Origin of the sequence: Oceanobacillus sp. E9 (assembly GCF_001741975.1) — a bacterium.
Lineage (GTDB): Bacteria > Bacillota > Bacilli > Bacillales > Amphibacillaceae > Oceanobacillus > Oceanobacillus kimchii.
In genome coordinates, this window is record NZ_LSNA01000001.1 from 456,965 (window position 1) to 479,047 (window position 22,083).

Below are 22,083 nucleotides of genomic sequence, written 5' to 3' on the forward strand. Positions count from 1 at the left end.
TGAATCTTACTAAATAAAAATGGACAGGCCGTATCTCTAATCAAAAGATACAGACTGCCAATTCTCATATCCATTAATTTGGCTCCAATACCAATTCTCGTCCTTCCGTTTCATCCAATCGGGTCTCGTGATAATTCCCTTCGACCCAATCGCTCATTTGGTCATGATACCAGTCACTTCGAAAATGTTCATCCTGACCAGGACCAACAATATGATAGCCAGACTGCATATCACTTGTATCAATGACAAACCGCCATGAAGCACCGTGATCGACTTCTCCAGTTTCCGATTCATAGCTTGTAGCCATTGGTGTTACACCACTGCCGCCAACGGGAATCGCATCTTCATTGTTAAAGAAGAATGCTAAGAACGGGCTCACGCTCGATAACGGATGGTGGAATTGCACTTGGTGATAGTCCCCCCACTTCCAACCGGATAGATCATCTCCATACGATTCCGTTAATTTTTCCAATGTGTCCTCCAACGAATCCTTCAAGACAGCTTCCATACCGCCTTTTGCTTCCATCCATTGGGACCCCTCTCCACTGGCAGCGTTACGCAATACATTTTCCGTTGCTTGCGATTGTACAGAAAATAAGTTGCGCATCGCATGTGGTATTTCCTGCCGGTAGATCGTATTTTGAATCTCTTGCATCCAATGTTCAAAAATTAACGGCTGCGGAATGTCTTTATCGGCGAGAAAATCCCAATCCGACAGTAACTCCATTGCCCCCTGTTCTTGTTCGGTAAATTCAGTCTCAGCCAGTACCTCTTGAAAAATCGGAACAAATTCCCGTGCTCGTAAATCGGTCTGATCCATTTGTAAATCCTGCATATCTTCAGCCGTAAAATTATCGCCAGTTTCCAATACCTCTGCAATCCGCTCATATCGATAAGGCTGTGCCCACACATTACTGATGTGGTATGGATAGCTGTCTGGTGTAATCTGATTATTCGCCGTTGCTATAAAGCCTTTTTCCGGATTAACGACAGTCGGCAGTTCATCATAGGGAATGTAGCCTTGCCACTCATTGTCTGCTTCCCAGCCATTCAAAGGCAATAACGCATCATGTCCTTCTTCATAAATTGGAATTTTTCCATTTGCTTTATAGGCAATCGTTCCATCATCGGAGGCAAATACAAAATTCTGCGCTGGTACGAGGAACTTTTCTAATCCTTGTTCAAATTCCTCCCAGTTCGTTGCACGGTTCATCTCCATAATCGCTTCCAACTCCGTGCTGGCATCAAGCGCTGTCCACCGCAAGGAAAGCACCGTGTCCTTTCCAGACTCGGAGGCAAACTCTGAAACAATTGGCCCATGCCTTGTCTCAACTACTTCATAGTCCACCGTTTCACCATCTTTCACTTGAATCGGCTCTTCAATAATGGTCGCTTCTTCCCATTCATCCTCAAAAAGGAATTCATCTGGATTGTCTGGGTTACGTTGCTCAATATATAATTGCTGAACATCTGGCCCCGTATTGGTCACACCCCAAGCAATTTGGTCATTATGACCGAGGATAATTCCAGGGACACCTGCAAAAATAACCCCACTTACGTTCAGCCCATCTGCTGATTCCAAATGCATCTGTAGCCAGATCGATGGGGTTGCCAATCCGAGATGTGGATCATCTGCCAATAATGGCATTCCAGACGCTGTCTTATCCCCACTCACCACCCAGTTGTTGCTGCCATTGAACGGATGTGGAATCACCGCATGTTCAAAACTCGCCGCTATATCTATTTCATCCTCTTGAATAATCGTTGGCTTATTAACCGGATAGGCAGGAAACAACTCATATGCTTTTTCTTCTTCATAGTTGTCCAATAGGTAATAATTAAACGCTTGTTGCTGCCAATGTCCGCCAAGGTCAAACGCCATATACTTTCCTATCGTCAATGAATCCACGGGAGTCCAAGCTTCCGGCTCAAACCCCATCAGTGTAAATTCCACCGGCAAGCTATTGTTCGCCTTCGCTTCTTCCATATAGGCATTCACACCGGAAGCAAACCACTCCAGCACTTCCACGGATTCTTCCGAGTACACCTCATACGATTTCTCTGCGGCCCTTCTCAGCCCAAGCGTACGAAAATATTTATCCTGATTCAGTGCATCTTCTCCTACCACTTCACTTAAGGTGCCAGACGCTTGCCTTCGCGACAGTTCCATCTGAAACATTCGCCGGTCTGCCTGAATGTACCCTTGTGCGATATACATATCACGAGCATTATCTGCTTTAATATGCGGAACACCATCTTCATCGGTAATTATGGTTACTTCATTCTCTAGCACTGGCAGTTCAATTGTACCTTCTGTCTGCGGAAGTGATTTATTTATGTATCCGTTTACAAATAAAACTGCAATAAGTAATAGTAAAAATACCGAACTTAACCCGCCTAAGAAAATCTTCTTTTTACTGATACGTCGCTTTTTCTTTGGTTGCGACACTTGCTCTCTCTGTCTTTCCCCCATTAACAAGACCTCTCTTATTCACATAATTTTTTGAAATATTTCAGTTTAAGAGAATCATAGCACTTTTTAGGGTAGATGGGCAAGGTGAATATCAAGCAATTCTAGAAATACAAGTACACCTGGTATAACTCGGAAAACATCCTCCTTTAAAGACTTACCTTGTAGGATAAAACGTAATTTAGGTACCTCCCTCCGTAGTTGACTCTCTTTGTTTTTTATTACACACTACATCTAAGGCGTCTTTGAATTCATCGGGATTTTGTGTTCCAATCACCACTGTTTCATATTTAAGTTTTAATTCTATCCCCTTTTTTCCGTTCATGTTATAAGCTGTTTCGCCCTTCATATTTATCCTAATGCCAAATCCACCAAACTGTTTGATTGGACTATAAGTAATGCTTTTGTACTCATATATATCTTTAAATAGGAATTGCCTATAACGAAAATGAAACGGTGATAATCGAATATAAATACCATCGTTATGCACTTCAGTAGTCAGCTTTAAAAATCCCAATATAACAACCGGAAATATTACCCCAAAGATCACCCAAAAAACAATTGTAAATCCATCGGAAGCAGGATTATTCCCAAACGGAACACCATAAATAATTTGTACAATGAACCAGTACCACATAATCCCAGTACATACTAAGATGGGAGCCCAAGCCCATAATTGCCGCGGACGCTGTACTTCTCGATATACAGTATTATCTTTCGCTTTCATAGCATCGCTTCCTTATCCTATTTTTCTTTTATTTTACAATCTTTAGTATGAATTCTAAAACCAAATCATTTTTGCATAGCACCCAATTCCTTAGGAAATGCTAAGCGCAATCAAATTGGAAACGTAGAGGTGAATAAATAATGCGAAATGATGAATCGTATAAAAAACACATGAAGAATGTGCAAAATGAAACGGATAATCCAGCAATCTTGGAAGATATTATTGAAAGTGGAATGGAACCATCTCCACAATATGGGGCACAACAGGCACAACAAAAAAACAGTTCGCTAAATCCTTTACAAGAAGTAGTTCGAAACAACACCGACGGAAAGATGTGGCAAGAATTGGATAGTTAGTTGACCAGCTATTTCGAGTGGCACTTGGATTTTTATATTTTTAGAAGTGATTCACATTTTGAACATCTGGAGGGATGTAGTTATGACAAATTTACAAAATAAAGTGGCCATCATTACAGGCGGTGCTTCAGGGATTGGCCTAGCAACCGTAAAGGCATTCTTAGAAAAAGGGGCGAAAGTCGTCATCGCCGATTACAATGAAGAGTCTGGTAAAGGTGTCGAAGAGCAATTTAAAGAAACATATGAAAACGTGTTATTCGTTCGCACTGATGTAGGAGATGAACAATCTGTAGAAAACCTTGTGAAAACAACCGTGGATTCATTTGGCCAATTAGATATCATCTTCAACAATGCTGGAATCGGCATTCAAAAGCCGACACACGAACTAACCGATGAAGATTACAAAAAGGTTATTGCGGTAAACCAAGATGGTGTATTTTATGGCATTAAATATGCACTTCGCGAAATGATAAAGACAAATGGCGGTGTGATTATCAATACTTCCTCTATTTTAGGTGCAGTCGGTGAGCCAACATCGATTCCTTACACAGCAAGTAAAGGCGCAGTCAATCAAATTACCAAATCCGTTGCATTGGAATATGCAGATCGCAATATCCGTGTAAATGCCGTCGCGCCCGGATTTATTGAATCAGGCCTAGTCAATAAAGAAAAATTAGGCGACTTCTATGATGGTCTTATAGCCAAGCATCCGATTGGTCGTCTTGGCAATCCTGAAGAGATTGCACATGCAGTTGTCTTTTTGGCAGAAAATGACTTCGTTACCGGTACAACCGTTTACGTAGATGGCGGGTATACGGCGATATAAATAGAACGATTAGATTTAGAATCGTTTCTGATAATAAAAGAATCCGTCATACAAATTAGCCGTGTGTGGGGAATTCTTTTTTATCTATGTTCGGTATTCCAGTCTTGGTTACCTGTGTCTTTTAAATTAAATTACTAAACTATTTCCATTAACTCTTTGGTCATTTCCTCTACTAGCTCTGGTCTACCATGAAACTGAGCTGGCGTATTTTGAAAGAGCTCAATCTGCCATTCATCATCCTTCTTCACTGCAACTAGCGTTTGGTGCGCATTTACCGATGGATCAATCTCTTTTTTTCCAGGAGGAATCATCCCTGCAATAGCGTGTAAAATTGCAGTATCGTTCCCTAGAATCCGTATATTTTTTACTTTAGTAACAAAAGGAGGGGTAGGATGGTTTTCAAAAATTGGTACAAGGTGCGATAATATCTCTTTCTTCCCTACTAGCTTACTTCCATCAAATCCAATTTGGACTCCTTGTTCTGCAAAGCGACTAGCCATTCCTTCAGCATCGCGTTTGTTCCACGCGTCTATTAGTGTTTGATAAAGTTTTTGGACTTCTTGATTGAATGAAGCATTCATATTCATTCCTCCTCTATCAGGATCCTTGAAACACTATCTTAAATACGTAACCTATCTATTTCAAAATACCATAAAGTTCCTCGAGTGTTTGAATTTCATAGGTTGGAACGATGTCTGTGTTATTGGGTTTCTTATCCGGATTTAACCAACATGTATCGAGTCCGGCTAGTTGTCCACCTTTAATATCCGCAGTTAAAGCTCCGATAATCAATGCTTGGTTCACATCAAAATTAGGAATTTGCGTAAATACGTAATCAAAATACTCTTTCATTGGCTTTTGAAAGCCCGTGTCCTCTGAAACAAAAATATCTCTAAATAATGGATGCAGTCCCGAAGCGCTCAAGCGTTTATATTGCGTCTTTGAAACACCGTTCGTCACGATATATAACTCATATTGAGGCTGTAAGTCTGTTATCAGTTCAAGGGCTCCATCAACAAGCTGTTTTCCTTCCTCTAAGTAGCTGCGATAGCTCTTTTCCAGTAACACCCCATCCACTTCTCGATCATACTCTTTAAACAAAAGTGAAAAACGCGTATTTACAACTTCATCACGATCTAATTCCCCTTCTTCAAAAGAGCTCCAGAGGCCTTGATTTATTTCTTTATATTGTGTTTTGATTTCAGCGGTTAAAGGTATATTTTGCTCTTCGAAAAGCAAGCGTAACGCTTCCCTTTCTGCTGCTCCAAAATCCAATAATGTATCATCTACGTCGAATAATAATGTCTTGTACTTTTGCAAAATTACCTCTCCATTTCTTGACTATACATTATAATAACCATAGAAATAATCCCTCATGCACTATAGTGGTATGTGAGTAATTAATTTCCTAGGATTCCTAACCGTCTTGCCAGAATATAGTTTGATGCGACTTTTCCAATAACCACATGTGTGCTCTTTATTATTTCACTTTATAGCACGGATGATATGTACCTATAATCAAATCTGCTTCTAAGTACTTTCATATCCTATAATTTAGCAATAATATCTAGTCATGACTACTCCCACACGGATAATTGTTGTGACTTCGAAACAAATTCGGATGACATCGCATCTGTTCTTGCTTCTAGGAGTACTCTTCTGCCTTCTGGTGTTCTCATATATATCAACTCTGCTTTTCCTAAACGTTTTACCCAATGCTTTAAGAATATCTCGGCAGTTTCTTTATTCTTTGCTAATTCATAAGGAACAGCGTGATAATCTACCTTTGTACGAAATAGCGCTTTTGCTTCTCTTCGAATGATGTATCGCGGATTCTGAATAGGATCACACACTTCTAACAATGAATGTAGATATATATTCTGGTCATATATTGTACAATCCTCTACCCAACAAAATACGTTTGCACTAAATTCATCTGTCTTTATCGTAACACCTTTTGGATTAGTATCAGCCAAACCAGCTTCATATAAGGAGTGATAGATGACTTCTCCTATCTGTCCCAAGCTTTTCTCTACACTTATATTTTTATAAGTAATCTTTAATAATTTCCAAATATTACGTGATGCAAGCATAATGCCAATAATAATAAAAATGGTCACAAATATGAATATTGTTTTCGTACTACCGGTGACTACTTCATTACCATCTGATAATATCAGCATGAATAATACAAAAAATGAAATTGTAGCTGCAATAGAGGCAATTAAAGCTTTCACGGTATTTCCAAATATAAACATACTCGGTACGTTTACTTGGCTCTTATCTGTACGTAGCTTTTCTTTCAACTTGCCGTCTACTTCTACCGCTTCCTTCCACCTCTTAAATAATCTACTTCGTTCACTTGAACGACTTAACATTTTCTTATTTTCCGTATCGATATCCAGCTTCCTGAAAGGTGGTTCTGCTATGTCTAATCGATTTATTCCTGATTGGATAACACCTTTAGTATGACCTAAACCAATCAGTGCCTCGAATCTTCTTGTTAATGATAAGTAATCTTCGCCACCATCGAAACGTGTAGGGTCGAGGCAAACGAGATGCCAAATATTTGCAGTCTTTGTTGGGTTTCCTTTTTCAACACGAATTGCCCTTCCTCGCATTTGATTGGATAGCATAAATGACCCTACATATGACGCCAGTATCAACGAATTGATACTGGGAGCATCCCACCCCTCACCTAATAATGCCGTTGTACCAATCAGCACTTTTATATGCCCTTGCTCAAACAATATAGTCATCAATTGAACCATTCGATGGTTCGCTGTAGAATTCAGGCTGATTTCCACAAACCGTGGATCATGAGGAAGTTCCTTTTTAGTTACATCTATATTCCACTTATTTGCTAGCTTATTTACCTCAATAAGTGCTTTTTTTGGAATAATCGAAAGTGAACCAGTTACTACTCCGACGGGAAACTCTAAACCTTCCCTGCGCAGTTTCTCAAAAATAGGAACGGCTCCTAACCTGCGCAACTCCTTCTCATCACCGACCTGTGTGGGTAAATCTTCTTTTCTAATATAATCGGTTAAAATAACCATCCGTAATTGTTCCTTCAACGCACTAGCTTCCAACCGAGCAATTTCTTCAATACTATTTAATTTAGACGGACTTTGAACGAGTATTCGATTTAATCGTTTATTGGAAGTAAGAAAAACTTTTTGTCGCTCAATAGCCCCTAACCGTTTCAAATGCTTACGTTGTTCATCTAATACAGGTTGTTTCATGTCAACCAGTGTTTCTTTATATAACAGTCGACTAAGCAGTATCTCTAGCCACTCTAGATTTAATTCCGGTAATTTATTTGTCTTTACTCCCGTTATCTTAACTGGCTCTAGCCACGCACCACTTCCTGCTTCCTTTAAAAAAATGAGCATACTTACAAAATAGGTCGGGTCAGATAAAATCTCTTCCGTATGTAGGGAGGATTCATTGATATATGGATGTGACTCGATGATTTCAATAAATGAACTATTCAACCGTATTTGTTCCTGATATTCATTAACATGTCGGCGAAATCGATTGATTTTTTCCTTTTCTGTATTCATCGGATTAGACATCCACACATAATCTTGAAAAGGAGCTAACTCTGATTCTCGAACAAGTTCTGCAATACTAATCTCGGCATCAATTTCACCGCAAAGCTCTATATACCGATCCCATTCTTGCACCGTTACATCGTAAGGCGGTGTAGCGGTAAGTGCTACAATGGCCGGATCGGACAATTGATTTTCAAAACGCATGGCAGATTTCCACCAGGCGGTGCGAAGGTGATGGGCTTCGTCGAGTACAAGCGTCTTTATTTGTTTAGCCAATAATACCTTGGATACATCCTTTTCCTTTGTCATCCATTGATGAAATCCTTGATATGTGGATACCGTCACGAGCCCTGGATTCTCTAGATCTGTCGTAATCCAATCCGGCTTTTCCTTTTTTTGATAAAATAATTCTATAAATCTATGTATCCACTGATTACGTATAGCAATCGTTGGCGCTAGTATAAGCGTTGCTTGATTAAAACGCAGCATCATCTCAAGACCAATTACTGTTTTACCCGAACCGGGTGGTGCTACTAGATGCAAATGTCGTTTTTCCAGAAAGGTCTCCATATCATCGATCACCTTCTGTTGATACGATCTCCATGGATATTTAAATTGAATATCTGATGGAAACTTTTCCATACAACTGTCTCCTTACATACCTTAAAAAGTACAATTCTTTAATCATTAAAATAGTTGATATATGATTATTTTAATTATATATGAAACAGTAGTAACTTTGATATCAATCGACCCGTTCTATGTCAAAGAGCTCAAACTATTGCCTCATTAAAACCATTAACACTAACTTATGAATCCCCAACATAAAAACACCTGCCATCCCTTGATCATATCTTGTATGAAACGGTGGAGGAAGTATGTCTACGGATAGCGATTGAGAAGGTATACAGAGATGAGCAGTTAATTGTGTTAGGAAGGGGTTATTTATTCCATCTATGATCGCGCTGAATATAAATAATAGACAAGCAGGCATTAAGAGGATTCCGCTTAAAGATGCATATTTCCTCTTTTGTTCCCCATAAAGCAGATGTCTCGAATCGGGTGAAACCAATGGCCACCACATTAGAAAAGCCAATAGTAAAAGTAAATATATCATTGCTTGATGAGCAACGGGATTGTTTGAAAGAAACGTTAACACAGCCGGCAAGTGATACATAAAAAATAACACAGAAAACAGAATTAATGAGGCCTTGGGAGTGGACAACCATCTGCTTCCTTTAACTACCTTTGACAACTTCCATACCCTTTGCCATAAAGCCGTTGGAATCCCTGATATAAGTAATGGAGGAACTATAAAATATAAAATGCTCATTTGAATCATATGTAAGCTAAAGGAAAGGTGACTAATCGTTGTAAACGGACTACCCACAGTTACGTAGAACAAGCTTAAACTAAGCAAGAAAAAAATAGGTTGTCGATGATACACCTTTATGTCGGTTAGATAAGTGATGGATAAGGCATAGAGGAAAGCAATCAGAATAATGATAATCAATAATGGAACATTCCACGATAGTAGCTCTCCAACGAATATATCATAAAATATAAACATCCCTCTCTTCTGTTTTTCATCAGATAAGTTTACCTTTTTTATAATTATGATGTAACATGTGATTTATAACAACGAATTCTATGTTTATAACGGAGAAAAAGGTAGATTGGCAAGAATAGTTATCCAAAAAATTTATACTTAAAAATTCTTTGGTGCCAATCAAATGCATATGTTAAAGAAGACTGGAGGTGAAATAGTGGAAGATAATAAGTATTTAAGAGCGAAAAAGAAAGTGGAAGAGCTTAAAGCATTTTATATTCATTTAATCGTTTTTATCCTGGTAAATATCATGTTTGTTATCATTAATGTATTGACTTTTGAAGAATCCGGTCATTGGTGGTTTGTATATCCACTAATGGGCTGGGGAATCGGTTTAGCAGCCCACGGCCTTTCCGTATCCTCGTTCGGGATATTTGGATCAAACTGGGAAGATAGAAAAATTAAAGAATATATGGATAAGGACACCAGCGATGATTAGTATAATATTTTAGAGCGTCTGTGATGCTCTCTTTTTTATGCCTAGAAAGTATGAAATCAAACCTACTTTTGTATTCATTTACTAATAGCAGTAAAAAACCCATTCTGAGCATGCGTTAAAATGGGTTCCTTACTATATATACATATACTATTACTGCGCTGTATATCCACCATCGATTACTAAGCTGTTTCCAGTCATAAAGGAAGAATCATCGCTAGCCATGAATAATACGGCTTTTGCCATTTCTTCTGGTTTACCTAGACGATTCATCGGAGTAGAAGTTGTTAAAGCTTCTCTATCCGAATCTCCGAGTATTGCTGTATCAATAAATCCTGGGCACAGTGCGTTTACACGGATATTACGTGCTGCATATTCCAAACCAAGAGAACGTGTTAAGTTAACCACGCCTGCTTTTGCAGCGTTATATGCCGCACTTCCTGGTGATCCAACCCAACCATACATAGAAGCTGTATTTACAATAACCCCACTTCCTGCTTTCAAGAATTCTTTGATAGCAGCTTGTGCAACTAAGAATACTCCATCTAAGTCCACTTCTACTGTTTTTCTCCATTCCGCGTATGTTAGCTCTTCTGTTGGTTTTACCGCACCAATTCCAGCGTTATTGAACAAGATATCTACTTTTCCAAAAGTATCTAATGCTGTTGTAAAAATGTTTTTTACTTCTTCTTCACTTGTCACATCTGCTTTAACGAAAATAGCTTCTGATCCTTGTGAATTTAATTCTGCTTCAATACTAGCACCTTTTTCTTCATTCATATCAACAAGTACTAGTTTCGCACCTTCTGAAGCAAATAGTTTAGCTGTTGCAGCACCGATTCCAGATACTCCACCAGTAATAACGGCTACTTTATCTTGTAATTTACTCATGTTACTTCCCCCTATTATAATAAATGTGTCAATCCACTAGATTGAAAGTGTTTACAAATTTATTATAATACGATGAAAAGCAGGTTCAACCATCAATAAAATTGTAATTGTGTATTTATTAGACATATTAGGTATAATTGTCTAGTAACCCGTAAAATTTTTGTTATATAAGGAGATGGAGTGAATGCAACACAATAGTTCAACCCCAAGAAAAGACCGGACAAAAATGCACTTTCAACAGGCTCTAATTGCTTTAACGAAAGAAAAGGGGTTTCACTCTGTTTCTGTAAAAGATATTGTGGAATATGCAAAATATAATCGCAGTACGTTCTATATTCATTATCAAGATAAATTTGAATTAGCTGATGATCTCTTGTACACCAATTTCAATTTATTAGAGGAATCTTTTGAGAAACCCTATAGATTTAAGCGAGAGGTAAGTACAGATTTATTGGATCATAGCTTTTTTCATATCATTTCATCGATTTATAATAATCGGGAATTTTATGATCTAATCAACTATGTAGACACTATTCCAAAACTGCATACCAGATTCCCGCAAATAATACTAAAAATGTATCAGGAGAAATTTGAATTTAAAACGATTAACGACCTTCCAGTTAACATGGATTATTTTAAACGGTACACAGCGTATGGATTTTATGGGCTATTAGCCAAATGGATTAATACCGGTTTCCAGACACCACAAGAAGAATTGATCAAAGAAATAATCATGTTAACTAAGACACATATGGCTTCAGTAAAATATATAGGAAAGCATTAGAAGCGTGCAAAAAGAATCTCTCTCTATTGCACGCTTGTTCTGGCTGGAACTCATTACGTAAGTGCTGCTGCTTGTTTTGTTTTACGTGTTTCCTTCGCCATTGCTTTTAGTGCAACTTCATTCAGGTAGTTTACTGGATTATTGTAATGTGGCTGGAAAAAGAAATCGGTCAATGCCAATTGCTCAATCGTCATATTATTAGCTATACCAACACTGATTGTGTTAATTGCCTGCGTGAAGTCAGCATCTGAAATCACTTGAGCTCCAACAATCCGATGTGTATTTAGTTCATAGACGAGTTTTAATTGAATCTCTGCGTTTTCCGGCATAAATTCTGGTCGATAATTCTCTTTTAAAACAACACTTTCCACCGCCACACCTGCAAGACTTGCAACACTTTCCGTCAAACCAGTTGAAGCAATATTATGATGATAGAGTTTCAATCCGGATGTGCCTTGTGTGCCAGGATGAGCCATTACAGGACATACCAGATTATGCGCAGCTATTGTCCCCATTCTGACTGCGTTGGTTGATAAAGGAATATAGGCAGATTGTTTGGTCGCATTATTATAAATAGCACAGCAATCCCCAGCCGCATAGACATCCTTCACACTCGTTTGCATATATTCATCCACCACAATCGCACCATTACTTAACATGTCTAATTGGTTGTTAAACAGGCTTGTATTTGGTCTAAATCCAATACACATCACCACTAAGTCCGCTTGATACTCCTCTTTATCGGTAATCACTTTTTCTACTGTCCCTTCTCCTTCAAATTCGGAGACTGTCTGACCGAGAGCCAATTGTACACCGCGCTGTTCAAAGCTTATTTCCACAGGAGATGTGAATATATCATCTAAATAACGATTTAAAATTCGTTCTTCACTATCAATTAATCTTACGTTTTTACCGTTTTCTTCAAAAGCTTCCACCAATTCCACACCAATGTAACCTGCGCCAACAACGACAACATTTCGGGACGTTGCGGAACGTTTAATAATCTCTTTTGCATGATCATAGTTCTTACATAACAACACATTTTCTAAATCAGCGCCTGGAATTGGCGGCATTATTGGCCAAGAACCTGATGCGATAATCAATTTATCAAAGTGATAGTTTTTGAGTTTATCTGTTTTCAAATCTTTCACCTGAAGTTGCTTATTAGTTACGTCACAAGCAATCACGTCATGATTCATATGCATGCGTACGCCTAGACTTTCAAATTGTTGGACAGAAGCATAAAAGAGTTCCTCTGGATTGTCTACCACACCGCCTACAGAAAGCGCGATTCCACAAGATAGAAAGGAAACATTATCATTTCTCTCAAATACATCAATCTCTGCGTCAGGGTATAGGTCTACTATATTTTTAATCGCTGTTGTTCCAGCGTGTGTACATCCAATCACCGCTACTTTCATTACAAAACACCCTCCAATTTTATTTTGTTCAATATTTCACAAAGTTAAGTGAACCCCTTATCTAAAGAATTCATAAACGTAGTATAACATATTGTTCAGTTTTTCACAATCTAATGCTTTTCATCTCATATTAGATTAAAGACAATTAGTTCCACAAAGATGAATTATCCATTAACCTCTCTTATTATGTTAAAATAAAAGGATGTGAGTTAACTAATTAATCCGTGCTTTGGATAATGATCTAAGGGAGAATCCATTTTGAATAAAAAAGATATTGCAGACATCAAGAAACAATTTAAGATCAATAATGATCTATTAAAGATTAAAGATATTTTTAATGTTTATATAATGAAAGAAACTAGTGAAATTTATCACCATCAAAGCACTCCGTTTGAAATGCTTGAACAGGAACAAAAGGAACTTTTCTTAACAAACTTCAAAAAAGTACTGACGGGTCAGTTGGATCAGAAGTTATTTGAACTGAAATTTCAGCGGGATGTAGAGAATAGTAGCCAGCTTATCCTTCATCAAGGAATGCTAACGAATGATACGGATGAATGGAAAGCCCATATGCTCCAGCTCGTAGAAAAAATGCTGAAAGATAAACAATACGAAATGGATATTGTCGTTACATTTATACATGGTGAATATTTAAAGCCCTCCAAGCGAAGCAATGCGGAAACCGAAGAAAGTAGCCGGGATATGGTCTATTCCAACCCATTTATTTTATGCAGCATCAACAAGACGGTCGATCCTAAAAAAGAGCTTCTGTTTGACTATGTGGAGAAGGAATTCAAATATCACTTTGTCGTAGACCCGGTCATAAATTTAAAATCACCAGTCGGCGGATTTCTATTTCCAAGCTTTACGGATAGTGCCGCAAACGTAAATCGTGTCCTATACTCTGCAAGCAAGCCATACGAGCTCGATTATCATTTCATCGAAGAAGTATTGAATGCCGAAGAAGCCATGACAGCCGAAGACGACAAGATTGTATTTGAGGAAATTGTGAAGGATGTTGCCGGCGACCAGATAAATACATCCACACTTGCGAATGTATACGATGAAATCCACCGAGTTGTGGAAGAGAATGAAGAGCCCGATGCACCGAAACTGGACTATCGAGATGTGGAAAAAGTTCTAACAAGTAGCGGTGTCCAGGATGTGGATCCGGAAAAGGTGGAATCTGCGTTCAAAAAGGTGATTGACGATGAAAAGTATGAGCTGAAAGCAACAAGCATTGTTCCAAAGTATACTTCTAAGTCGATTAAAATCAAAACAAAAGTAGCGGATATTTCTGTGTGTCCTCAGGATTTGCGCTATGTTCGTCAGATGCATCTGGACGGCAAACTTTGTTTGATGATCGAAGTAGAAGAAAACACCATGATCGAAGGCTTTGAAATGATTCCGGAAATCATATTTAACAAAGCAGAAGATGAAGAATAGTTGACAGGTTTTATATCGAAATTCCGCTTGGTTTTGGTTTAGAGACGGGCTCTATTTACTAAAATTTTTGCGTTTCGCTTGTATTTTGGTTTAGAGAGGTACTCTATTTACTATAAATCTTGCATTTCGCTTGTATTTTGGTTTAGAGAGGCAGTCTATTTACTAAAAATCTTGCATTTCGCTAGTGTTTTGGTTTAGAGAGGCAGTCTATTTACTAAAAATCTTGCATTTCGCTAGTGTTTTGGTTTAGAGAGGTACTCTATTTACTAAAAATCTTGCGTTTCGCTAGTGTTTTGGTTTAGAGTCACACTCTGTACACTAATAATAATGTTGGTCGCATTCATTATGTCTGATAAAAGGCCATAAACTAACCCCTCGCATGCGTTGTTATATCTTCGAGGGGTCATTTTTCTTCAGCTACTTAACCCTCTTGATGGGTTTTAATCTATTGACCGTTCCATGTTTTATGGGCGGTCTTTATTAATTTACAGAAGCCCAAACTATATGTAACCTACACTACACTTTTCTTCTACTAGATAATTTTATTCACTCATCCGCAGTCCCAAGTGTCATTCCACCATCAACAACAATCTCTGTACCCGTACAATAAGAGCTTTCATCAGACGCCAGAAATGCTATAACCTTAGCAATTTCGACTGGTTGTCCAATACGCTTGAGCGGTACTGAATCATAATAAGCGGGAACAGTTTCACTTTCGGTGACCATATCGGTTTTGACTCCACCTGGATGGACCATATTCACTCGAATCCCTGCTGGCCCTAATTCAATTGCTGCAGCTTTTGACATTGCCACCACAGAGGATTTTGTCGCAGCATAAGCAGAGGATTTACTGATTGGAGCAAATGCAGAAATAGATACGTTGTTGATAATAGAGCCTTTTTGCTGTTTCTCCATTTGCGGAATAACGGCTTGCATACCCATAAAAACGCCGAGCTGATTGACATTAATCAACTGTTGATAATCATCCAGTGTTGTTTCTTTAAATGGTTTACGTTTAAGAGCCCCAGCATTATTGACTAACACATCAAGCTTACCGAATTTATTTAATATCTTATCTACTGCAGATTTCCACTCTACCTCTTTTGTAACATCTAACTGAATTGGAAAAGCATGTTCTTCTCCAATCTTACCAGCCACTTCTTGAGCATCCTCATAGTTTCGAGCAAAAACTCCTACTATCGCTCCCAAGGAAGCAAGGTGCTGAGCAATTGCCTTCCCCTGTCCTCGATTAGCCCCAGTTACAAGAATGACATGGTTGTTTAAATTTGGCATATGCACACTCCTTCTTTTATCGTTACAAACATTTCTAATTTAAACTTTAATACCATAAAACATTTTCATTGTACTTTCTTTAGATTTAGCACCTATTCTTTATGTTCAAGCAAAATCCTATACAAATCCCCCTCCATTTACTACTATATCTTAACAAGGAGGAGTACAGCATGAACACAAATAATCACGATATGTTTTCCCCATTAACATTTAAAAATGGCGTTGAATTAAAGAACCGTTTGGTAATGGCGCCGATGACACATTACTCATCTAACCCAGATGGAACGGTAAGTGATGAAGAGATAAGCTATTATGCTCGCCGTTCTAAAGACGTAGGCATGGTCATTACTGCAACAACTTATGTAACACCTAATGGAAAGGGATTTCCCAATCAATTTTCGGCAGTTGAAGATAACATGGTCCCGAGTTTAAGTAAACTGGCAAAAGGAATTCAAGACGAGGGCGCCAAGGCCATATTACAAATTTTCCATGGAGGAAAAATGTGTCCACCCTCTCTTGTTCCAGATGGAGACGTTGTAAGTGCTAGTGACATCCCAGCAAATAGCGAAGCTGTAAAACCGCGTCCCTTAAAAGAAGCAGAAATAGAAGAAATTATTGAAGCTTTCGGTGAAACGACACGTAGAGCCATTGAAGCAGGCTATGATGGCGTTGAAATTCACGGAGCTAATGGCTACTTAATTCAGCAATTCTTTTCTCCGTATTCTAACCGACGTGAAGACCGGTTTGGAGGAAGTTTGGAAAAGCGGATGACTTTCCCACTCGCTGTTATTGATAAAGTACAAAGCGTTGTGGCAGAACATGCGGATGAATCATTTATTGTAGGTTACCGTTTTTCACCGGAAGAGCCAGAAACACCAGGAATTACGATGGGTGAAACACTAAAATTCGTCGATGTTTTAGCAGAGAAAAAATTAGATTATCTACATGTTTCCTTAATGAGCTTTTTCTCCAATGCCAGAAGAGGTGTAGAAGATTTAAATAAAATGCGAATTAGCTATCTTCTAGAAACGATCGATAATCGTGTACCATTAATTGGTGTTGGTTCTATCTATACAGCAGAAGATGCCAAGAAAGCATTTGAGACTGGTATCCCGCTTCTCGCATTAGGAAGAGAGCTTATCATCGATCCTGATTGGGTAGAAAAAGTCGCTGAAGGAAGAGATGATGAAATTATTACCGAAATTCATAAAGAGAAACAGGAAGAATTAGTAGTTCCAGATCCACTTTGGAAAGTTATTATCCATACACCTGGATGGTTTCCTGGAGTATAGAAGAGCGAAGTCCTTTCTCTACATTGTTGTAGGGAATGGCTTTTTTAATTTGGTCCAATAGTACAAGAAAAAGACACATCTCTACCAAGATGTGCCTTCCTCTCTAATTCCGATCAAATGTGACTCTCTCTGTAGCATTTCCCAGAGTAATTGCTGTTTCGCTTGGCTTCGTCTGGGAAATTAATTTTCCATTTCTGAAGGAATATCTTACTGTCGCCTGCTTGCGTATGACTTCATACTCATTCTCGGCTGTCATGACGATAAAGTTCGCTGGCTTGCCTTCTTCAATTCCGTATTTGTCTTCAATGTGTAATGTCTTCGCACTATTTTTGGTAATCATATCAACCGAGTTTACAATTTGTTCATACCCCATTAATTGCGATGCGTGAATCCCCATTTGCAAGACCTGAAGCATGTTCCCTGTCCCTAGCGGATACCATGGATCAAAGATATCATCATGGCCAAAGCAAATGTTTAAGCCAGCTTCCTGTAATTCTTTTACGCGCGTTAGACCTCGGCGCTTTGGATAAGAATCAAATCTTCCCTGCAAATGAATGTTTACAAGTGGATTGGACACAAAGTTAATATTTGAGAGCTTCAACAAACGGAATAACTTTGCTGTATAGGCATCATTGTAAGAGCCCATTGCTGTCGTATGACTTGCTGTCGTCCGTGCACCCATGCCACGTTCATATGCCTCTTTGGCTACCACTTCTACAAACCGAGACTGCTCGTCATCAATTTCATCACAGTGAATATCGACTAAACGATCATATTTCTCTGCCAAGTCAAACGCCATCTTCATCGACTCAACGCCATATTCTCTCGTGAATTCAAAATGAGGAATACCCCCGACCACATCTGCTCCCATTTTCAATGCTTCTTCTAGCAATTTCGCTCCATTAGGATAAGAAGGAATTCCTTCTTGCGGAAAGGCAACAAGCTGAATATCAATAAAATCTGCCATCTCTTTTTTCACTTCCAGCATGGCTTTAAGCGCGGTTAGGCTAGGGTCCGTCACATCAACATGCGTCCGCACATGTTGAATTCCTTGGGCAATTTGCCATTTTAAAGCTGTTTTCGCCCTTGTTTTTACATCCTCTTGTGTTAGCGACTCTTTGCGCTGTGACCAACGCTGAATCCCCTCAAACAACGTACCGCTCTGATTCCATTCCGGCTCCCCAGCAGTTAAAGTTGTATCTAAATGTATATGCGGTTCAATAAAAGGAGGTAAAACGAGCGCCCCTTTTGCATCAATTACTTCTTTTGTTTCCGGCACTTCCTCTTGTTTTTGGGTAATTGCAGCAAACTTGCCATCTTGAATGGTTATATGCCATTTTCCTTCTTTTCCACGTAATGTTGCATTTTTTATAAGCATTTCAGATCTCCCTTATCTTCTTCATTTTTATTAGTAGGTATCAGATACATAAATCCGATATACACGACAGCTGTTCCAATCAACGCATTAAGTGGCGTAATCCCTGGGGCTATCTGAGCAATTACTACTCCAATCGCCCATGCAGCAATTGAAATCCAATTTACTTTTTTAAATACCATTTTTTCAAACGTACCATACTTTCTGCGTCTGACAAAGAAATAATCAGCGATAATAATTGCCCCGATGGATGGAACCGCAGCACCTAGGACGTTTAAAAATCCGACAAAGTTGTTGTACATCCACATCGCAAGCACTGTACCGACAAGACCATTTATCACTACAAACGTTTTGCGAGAAAATCTTGTAATATTGGCAAACCCTAACCCTGAAGCATAAAGCGCATTATCATTGGTCGTCCAAATGTTCAATCCCAACACGATGATCGCCGGGATCATTAATCCTTGTAAAAACATCACTTCTGAAATATCCGGTAATCCATAAGACATCGCGCCAACTGCACCAAACAAGAACATCAGGGAGTTCCCTAAGAAGAATGCAATTACTGTCGCCACAACAGCAAAGCGTGATGACTTCGCAAACCGTGCAAAATCAGGTGTTAGTGTCCCTCCACTAATAAAGGATCCGACACAAATCGTTAAAGCTGCTGCTACTGTCAATGTCTCCGTTGGTTCATAGTTCCATAATGCCTCCATACCACCTAGTGCTTGTGTGGCTTCAAATGCAGAATAACTTCCTAGAATGGCAATAGCTGGGACGGCAATAAACCCTAAAACAACTAATGCTTTCATTCCGTATATTGCCGATATGGTTATAGCAATCCCAAAGATAAAAATTAAGGCATAGACATTCCACCCCATCGCATTTGCAACAGGAACCGCAAACATTGCAACCCCTACACCAAACCAACCAACCTGGGTAAAACCTAATAGAAAGGATGGTAGGTACGACCCTTTATCGCCAAACGCATACTTGGCCAACAAATGTGTGGACAAACCTGTCTTTGCTGCGATATAAGCAAGCGCTCCTGTATACATACCAAGCGCTATATTTCCTGCTAACACGATAATAATAAACTGTGAAAATGATAAACCAACACCTAACTCCCCTCCAGCTAGCATACTCGCAGAGAAAAAGGTGAATCCAAGCATGACGGATAATGTCTTCCAAAAATTATTTCGCTCTGTTTTTGGTACTGCCTGTGATGAATACTCTAAATCTATTTTTTCCATCTTAATTCCCCCAACTATGATTTCCTGGTACCCAAAACCACAGCACATAAAAAAGAGGCTAATCATCAGTTCAACCTGACAATTAGCCTCTTTTTCGTTACAATACACTACACCATCATAGGATAAAACACACCTACTCCGCTGTATATTGTAAAAAAATCCGCTGTCCTTGTCAGCCTCTCTGGACTGAATTAAAGGTACCTTATGCAATTAGAATAGATTATGACAGGAAAATTGAGTTGTGTCAATGGGTGCATTATGGGAATATGTTCCAATTAGCAGAATTTGAGCAAGAGACAGTTTTATGTTTTTCTAGTTTTGTCTTGCCAAACACCACTACTATGTTATACTATATACCAGTAGTAAGTAACACTTATTACAAGTCATACAAATTAGAGAGGAGTGGCTATATTGGAAAATCTAACAGCAATGCTAAAAGGCGTGCTTGAAGGCTGCGTTCTTGAAATTATCAGCCACAAACAAACCTATGGTTACGAAATTACCCGGCAATTGAATGCACTTGGCTTTACAGATGTTGTAGACGGAACGGTGTACACGATTCTGGTTCGGCTTGAGAAAAATAAACTTGTCGACATCGAAAAAAAACCATCCGACATGGGACCACCGCGAAAATTTTTTATGCTTAACGACGAGGGTCGCGAGGAACTACGGAAGTTCTGGGATAAATGGGAGTTTGTATCAACAAAAATGAATGCATTAAAGGAGGGAAAACAATGAACTTTTGGGAAAAAATTACGGGTAGCGACATGACGAAAGAAATGAAAAACTTTGAATCACGAGCTAAAAATCTGCCATCTGATTATCAAGCTGCATGGGAAGAAATTAAAACCAATCTTTGGCCGCACACAGATTTCACCGGGCGTAACCTCATGCCAATACTTGACGGTGTGCTCGGCCTGCTCGAAGAAACAGCTTCGGAAGGGCAGAGTGTACAGGAGGCTCTGGGTGAGGATATCAATGCCTTCTGTTCAGCGCTAATCGGTGAAGAAGGGGCAAAGTCTTATCGCGACAAGTGGCGCAATCAACTCAACAATAATATCGCCAAAAAATTAGGCAAATAGGAGGGTGAATGAAGATGAGAATACAAGATATCATCGAAGGCAAAAAAGAGTGGCGAGCACACATGGCGCGTGTAAAAGCACTCCCGAAAGATTATCAAATTGTCTATAAAGAGATTCAAAAGTATCTCTATAAAGTCGGCCCTGTTGAGCTAACCAATGGAATTGGTTTACTCTCGGGAATTATCGATCTTTTTGAAGAAGGCGCTAGCTTAGGAAGAAATGTGCTTGAAGTAACAGGAGAGGATGTAGCAGCTTTCTGCGACGATCTAATCAAAGATTCAAAAACTTATGCTGATATCTATCAGGAATCTGTTAACCAAAAAGTTAACGAAGCCATGAAAGAAGATTAGTATATAAATCATCCTGATATTCCACAAAAAAGCACATTACTGGAATTAAGTAATGCGCTTTTATGCATGAAGCGGACGTACTGTGCAAATTAGGCGCAACCCCAAATTATGGTGTGCGCCTCTCCTATTTTTCTAAAATTATTACTATGCAGTCGCTGTCAAAAGAATTGCCAATCCGTTAAATAATGCATGAATTATCATTGCAGGATAAATAGACTGTGTTTTTTCATATGTCCAGGCAAAAATCAGACCAGACAAAAAAGTGTATGGCAAGGAATTAAATGTTGGAATATGAACGAGCATGAAAATGAATGAGCTAATCAACATCCCCGCTAACAGTCCATACTTCGTTCTAATCCAGCGATATAGAAAACCACGATAAAAAATTTCCTCATAAATGGGCGAAATAATTGCAGCTGACACAAAAGCAATCACGATATTCATCGTTGTTAATCGAGTTTGTAAACTATCTGTCTTGCTATTGTCCGTTCCGGTATCGAATACCCATTCGATAATATAAGATAGCAAAATGCTACCGATAATTAGAACAATTGTCCATCCGATTATCGGACCCCAATAAGATTTTGAAAATCGCTGGAAACCTACTTCCTTCCAAGAAAGGTTTTTTGGTCTAATTGCAATAAAATAAACACCAAGGGTAAAGATAATCGACATAATCAAGCCGATTAACGTTCCCGAATATAACTCATTTTGAAAAATTTCGGTTAAATATTGCATTAACAAATATTCAATAAAAAATGGGATGAGTACCAAAACCAGCGTCAATAGCAATATTAATTCCTTCCACGACCATGCACTTTGATTAAAATAAGATTTTTCAATTTTCATGAATTACCACTTCCTTTTTTATGCTATATTAAGTGTAATTGGTGACGTTGCGTAACCTGCAACAGT

The 22,083-nt window shown here is 38.8% G+C and carries 21 protein-coding genes; 9 read left to right on the forward strand and 12 right to left on the reverse strand.

Annotated features, from left to right (window positions below):
* Positions 1–73: 73 nt before the first annotated feature.
* Both AQ616_RS02085 and AQ616_RS02090 read right to left on the reverse strand, forming a co-directional pair.
* Entirely contained in the window at positions 74–2,473 is a 2,400-nt protein-coding gene (locus AQ616_RS02085; RefSeq protein WP_069684919.1) for a penicillin acylase family protein, read from the reverse strand.
* A gap of 178 nt (positions 2,474–2,651) precedes the next feature.
* Positions 2,652–3,197, reverse strand: coding sequence for a DUF6141 family protein (locus AQ616_RS02090; protein ID WP_069684920.1), 546 nt, complete (start codon positions 3,195–3,197; stop codon positions 2,652–2,654).
* Positions 3,198–3,337: 140 nt separating this feature from the next.
* Here AQ616_RS02090 and AQ616_RS02095 point away from each other — a divergent pair, with 140 nt between their 5' ends.
* Entirely contained in the window at positions 3,338–3,553 is a 216-nt protein-coding gene (locus AQ616_RS02095; protein WP_069684921.1) for a hypothetical protein, read from the forward strand.
* A gap of 82 nt (positions 3,554–3,635) precedes the next feature.
* Complete coding sequence (locus tag AQ616_RS02100) at positions 3,636–4,379, forward strand: SDR family NAD(P)-dependent oxidoreductase (protein WP_069684922.1); 744 nt, start codon at positions 3,636–3,638, stop codon at positions 4,377–4,379.
* 134 nt (positions 4,380–4,513) lie between these two features.
* On the opposite strand, the gene AQ616_RS02105 is transcribed toward AQ616_RS02100, so the two are convergent.
* From AQ616_RS02105 to AQ616_RS02120, 4 genes are all read right to left on the reverse strand, one after another.
* Positions 4,514–4,960 carry an SgcJ/EcaC family oxidoreductase gene (locus AQ616_RS02105; protein WP_069684923.1) on the reverse strand — a complete coding sequence of 149 codons (447 nt, stop codon included), beginning with the start codon at positions 4,958–4,960 and terminating at the stop codon, positions 4,514–4,516.
* A 55-nt stretch (positions 4,961–5,015) separates the two neighbouring features.
* Positions 5,016–5,699, reverse strand: coding sequence for a YjjG family noncanonical pyrimidine nucleotidase (locus tag AQ616_RS02110; protein WP_069684924.1), 684 nt, complete (start codon positions 5,697–5,699; stop codon positions 5,016–5,018).
* Positions 5,700–5,956: 257 nt separating this feature from the next.
* A complete protein-coding gene (locus AQ616_RS02115; RefSeq protein WP_069684925.1) occupies positions 5,957–8,578 on the reverse strand; it encodes a DEAD/DEAH box helicase family protein in 2,622 nt (873 codons plus the stop codon).
* Positions 8,579–8,714: 136 nt separating this feature from the next.
* Positions 8,715–9,506 (reverse strand): cytochrome c oxidase assembly protein, encoded by a 792-nt coding sequence (locus AQ616_RS02120; RefSeq protein ID WP_069684926.1) that lies wholly within the window; start codon positions 9,504–9,506, stop codon positions 8,715–8,717.
* Positions 9,507–9,699: 193 nt separating this feature from the next.
* Here AQ616_RS02120 and AQ616_RS02125 point away from each other — a divergent pair, with 193 nt between their 5' ends.
* Entirely contained in the window at positions 9,700–9,984 is a 285-nt protein-coding gene (locus AQ616_RS02125) for a 2TM domain-containing protein (protein WP_481855779.1), read from the forward strand.
* A gap of 150 nt (positions 9,985–10,134) precedes the next feature.
* Here the strand turns inward: AQ616_RS02125 and AQ616_RS02130 are convergent, their stop codons facing one another.
* Complete coding sequence (locus AQ616_RS02130) at positions 10,135–10,872, reverse strand: SDR family NAD(P)-dependent oxidoreductase (protein WP_069684927.1); 738 nt, start codon at positions 10,870–10,872, stop codon at positions 10,135–10,137.
* Between the two features lie 184 nt (positions 10,873–11,056).
* Between AQ616_RS02130 and AQ616_RS02135 the strand changes: the two genes are divergently transcribed.
* On the forward strand, positions 11,057–11,656 hold the full coding sequence (locus AQ616_RS02135) for a TetR/AcrR family transcriptional regulator (protein ID WP_069684928.1): 600 nt from the start codon (positions 11,057–11,059) through the stop codon (positions 11,654–11,656).
* Positions 11,657–11,709: 53 nt separating this feature from the next.
* Here AQ616_RS02135 and AQ616_RS02140 read toward each other — a convergent pair whose 3' ends face one another.
* Positions 11,710–13,077: an FAD-dependent oxidoreductase gene (locus AQ616_RS02140; protein ID WP_069684929.1), complete on the reverse strand. Its 1,368-nt coding sequence runs from the start codon at positions 13,075–13,077 to the stop codon at positions 11,710–11,712.
* Between the two features lie 258 nt (positions 13,078–13,335).
* Here AQ616_RS02140 and AQ616_RS02145 point away from each other — a divergent pair, with 258 nt between their 5' ends.
* The gene (locus tag AQ616_RS02145) at positions 13,336–14,523 is read left to right on the forward strand and encodes a DUF4317 domain-containing protein (protein ID WP_069684930.1); all 1,188 of its coding nucleotides are present in this window, start codon (positions 13,336–13,338) and stop codon (positions 14,521–14,523) included.
* Positions 14,524–15,069: 546 nt separating this feature from the next.
* Here AQ616_RS02145 and AQ616_RS02150 read toward each other — a convergent pair.
* On the reverse strand, positions 15,070–15,816 hold the full coding sequence (locus tag AQ616_RS02150; RefSeq protein WP_069684931.1) for an SDR family NAD(P)-dependent oxidoreductase: 747 nt from the start codon (positions 15,814–15,816) through the stop codon (positions 15,070–15,072).
* A gap of 170 nt (positions 15,817–15,986) precedes the next feature.
* On the opposite strand from AQ616_RS02150, the gene AQ616_RS02155 reads away from it, so the two are divergent.
* Positions 15,987–17,108: an NADH-dependent flavin oxidoreductase gene (locus AQ616_RS02155; protein ID WP_069684932.1), complete on the forward strand. Its 1,122-nt coding sequence runs from the start codon at positions 15,987–15,989 to the stop codon at positions 17,106–17,108.
* A 103-nt stretch (positions 17,109–17,211) separates the two neighbouring features.
* Here the strand turns inward: AQ616_RS02155 and AQ616_RS02160 are convergent, their stop codons facing one another.
* Both AQ616_RS02160 and codB read right to left on the reverse strand, forming a co-directional pair.
* Entirely contained in the window at positions 17,212–18,486 is a 1,275-nt protein-coding gene (locus AQ616_RS02160; RefSeq protein ID WP_069684933.1) for a cytosine deaminase, read from the reverse strand.
* On the reverse strand, positions 18,477–19,736 hold the full coding sequence (gene codB, locus AQ616_RS02165; RefSeq protein WP_069684934.1) for a cytosine permease: 1,260 nt from the start codon (positions 19,734–19,736) through the stop codon (positions 18,477–18,479). The genes AQ616_RS02160 and codB overlap by 10 nt, the downstream gene beginning before the upstream one ends.
* 411 nt (positions 19,737–20,147) lie before the next feature.
* Here codB and AQ616_RS02170 point away from each other — a divergent pair, with 411 nt between their 5' ends.
* Genes AQ616_RS02170 through AQ616_RS02180 form a run of 3 tightly spaced genes read left to right on the forward strand, consistent with a single transcriptional unit; the run spans position 20,148 to position 21,168 of the window.
* Positions 20,148–20,474, forward strand: coding sequence for a PadR family transcriptional regulator (locus tag AQ616_RS02170; protein ID WP_017798582.1), 327 nt, complete (start codon positions 20,148–20,150; stop codon positions 20,472–20,474).
* Positions 20,471–20,818, forward strand: a complete 348-nt coding sequence (locus AQ616_RS02175; RefSeq protein ID WP_017798583.1) for a DUF1048 domain-containing protein — start codon at positions 20,471–20,473, stop codon at positions 20,816–20,818. The genes AQ616_RS02170 and AQ616_RS02175 overlap by 4 nt, the downstream gene beginning before the upstream one ends.
* 14 nt (positions 20,819–20,832) lie before the next feature.
* Complete coding sequence (locus AQ616_RS02180; RefSeq protein WP_069684935.1) at positions 20,833–21,168, forward strand: DUF1048 domain-containing protein; 336 nt, start codon at positions 20,833–20,835, stop codon at positions 21,166–21,168.
* 144 nt (positions 21,169–21,312) lie between these two features.
* Here AQ616_RS02180 and AQ616_RS02185 read toward each other — a convergent pair whose 3' ends face one another.
* Positions 21,313–22,017: a CPBP family intramembrane glutamic endopeptidase gene (locus tag AQ616_RS02185; protein WP_069684936.1), complete on the reverse strand. Its 705-nt coding sequence runs from the start codon at positions 22,015–22,017 to the stop codon at positions 21,313–21,315.
* Positions 22,018–22,083: the final 66 nt, after the last annotated feature.

Coding starts and splice junctions, on each gene's coding strand:
- AQ616_RS02095 (WP_069684921.1), top strand. CDS start 3,338: ATGCGAAATGATGAATCGTATAAAAAACACATGAAGAATGTGCAAAAT.
- AQ616_RS02155 (WP_069684932.1), top strand. CDS start 15,987: ATGAACACAAATAATCACGATATGTTTTCCCCATTAACATTTAAAAAT.
- AQ616_RS02185 (WP_069684936.1), bottom strand. CDS start 22,017: ATGAAAATTGAAAAATCTTATTTTAATCAAAGTGCATGGTCGTGGAAG.
- AQ616_RS02090 (WP_069684920.1), bottom strand. CDS start 3,197: ATGAAAGCGAAAGATAATACTGTATATCGAGAAGTACAGCGTCCGCGG.
- AQ616_RS02160 (WP_069684933.1), bottom strand. CDS start 18,486: ATGCTTATAAAAAATGCAACATTACGTGGAAAAGAAGGAAAATGGCAT.
- AQ616_RS02085 (WP_069684919.1), bottom strand. CDS start 2,473: ATGGGGGAAAGACAGAGAGAGCAAGTGTCGCAACCAAAGAAAAAGCGA.
- AQ616_RS02100 (WP_069684922.1), top strand. CDS start 3,636: ATGACAAATTTACAAAATAAAGTGGCCATCATTACAGGCGGTGCTTCA.
- AQ616_RS02150 (WP_069684931.1), bottom strand. CDS start 15,816: ATGCCAAATTTAAACAACCATGTCATTCTTGTAACTGGGGCTAATCGA.
- AQ616_RS02135 (WP_069684928.1), top strand. CDS start 11,057: ATGCAACACAATAGTTCAACCCCAAGAAAAGACCGGACAAAAATGCAC.
- codB (WP_069684934.1), bottom strand. CDS start 19,736: ATGGAAAAAATAGATTTAGAGTATTCATCACAGGCAGTACCAAAAACA.
- AQ616_RS02180 (WP_069684935.1), top strand. CDS start 20,833: ATGAGAATACAAGATATCATCGAAGGCAAAAAAGAGTGGCGAGCACAC.
- AQ616_RS02130 (WP_069684927.1), bottom strand. CDS start 10,872: ATGAGTAAATTACAAGATAAAGTAGCCGTTATTACTGGTGGAGTATCT.
- AQ616_RS02115 (WP_069684925.1), bottom strand. CDS start 8,578: ATGGAAAAGTTTCCATCAGATATTCAATTTAAATATCCATGGAGATCG.
- AQ616_RS02140 (WP_069684929.1), bottom strand. CDS start 13,077: ATGAAAGTAGCGGTGATTGGATGTACACACGCTGGAACAACAGCGATT.
- AQ616_RS02120 (WP_069684926.1), bottom strand. CDS start 9,506: ATGTTTATATTTTATGATATATTCGTTGGAGAGCTACTATCGTGGAAT.
- AQ616_RS02175 (WP_017798583.1), top strand. CDS start 20,471: ATGAACTTTTGGGAAAAAATTACGGGTAGCGACATGACGAAAGAAATG.
- AQ616_RS02105 (WP_069684923.1), bottom strand. CDS start 4,960: ATGAATGCTTCATTCAATCAAGAAGTCCAAAAACTTTATCAAACACTA.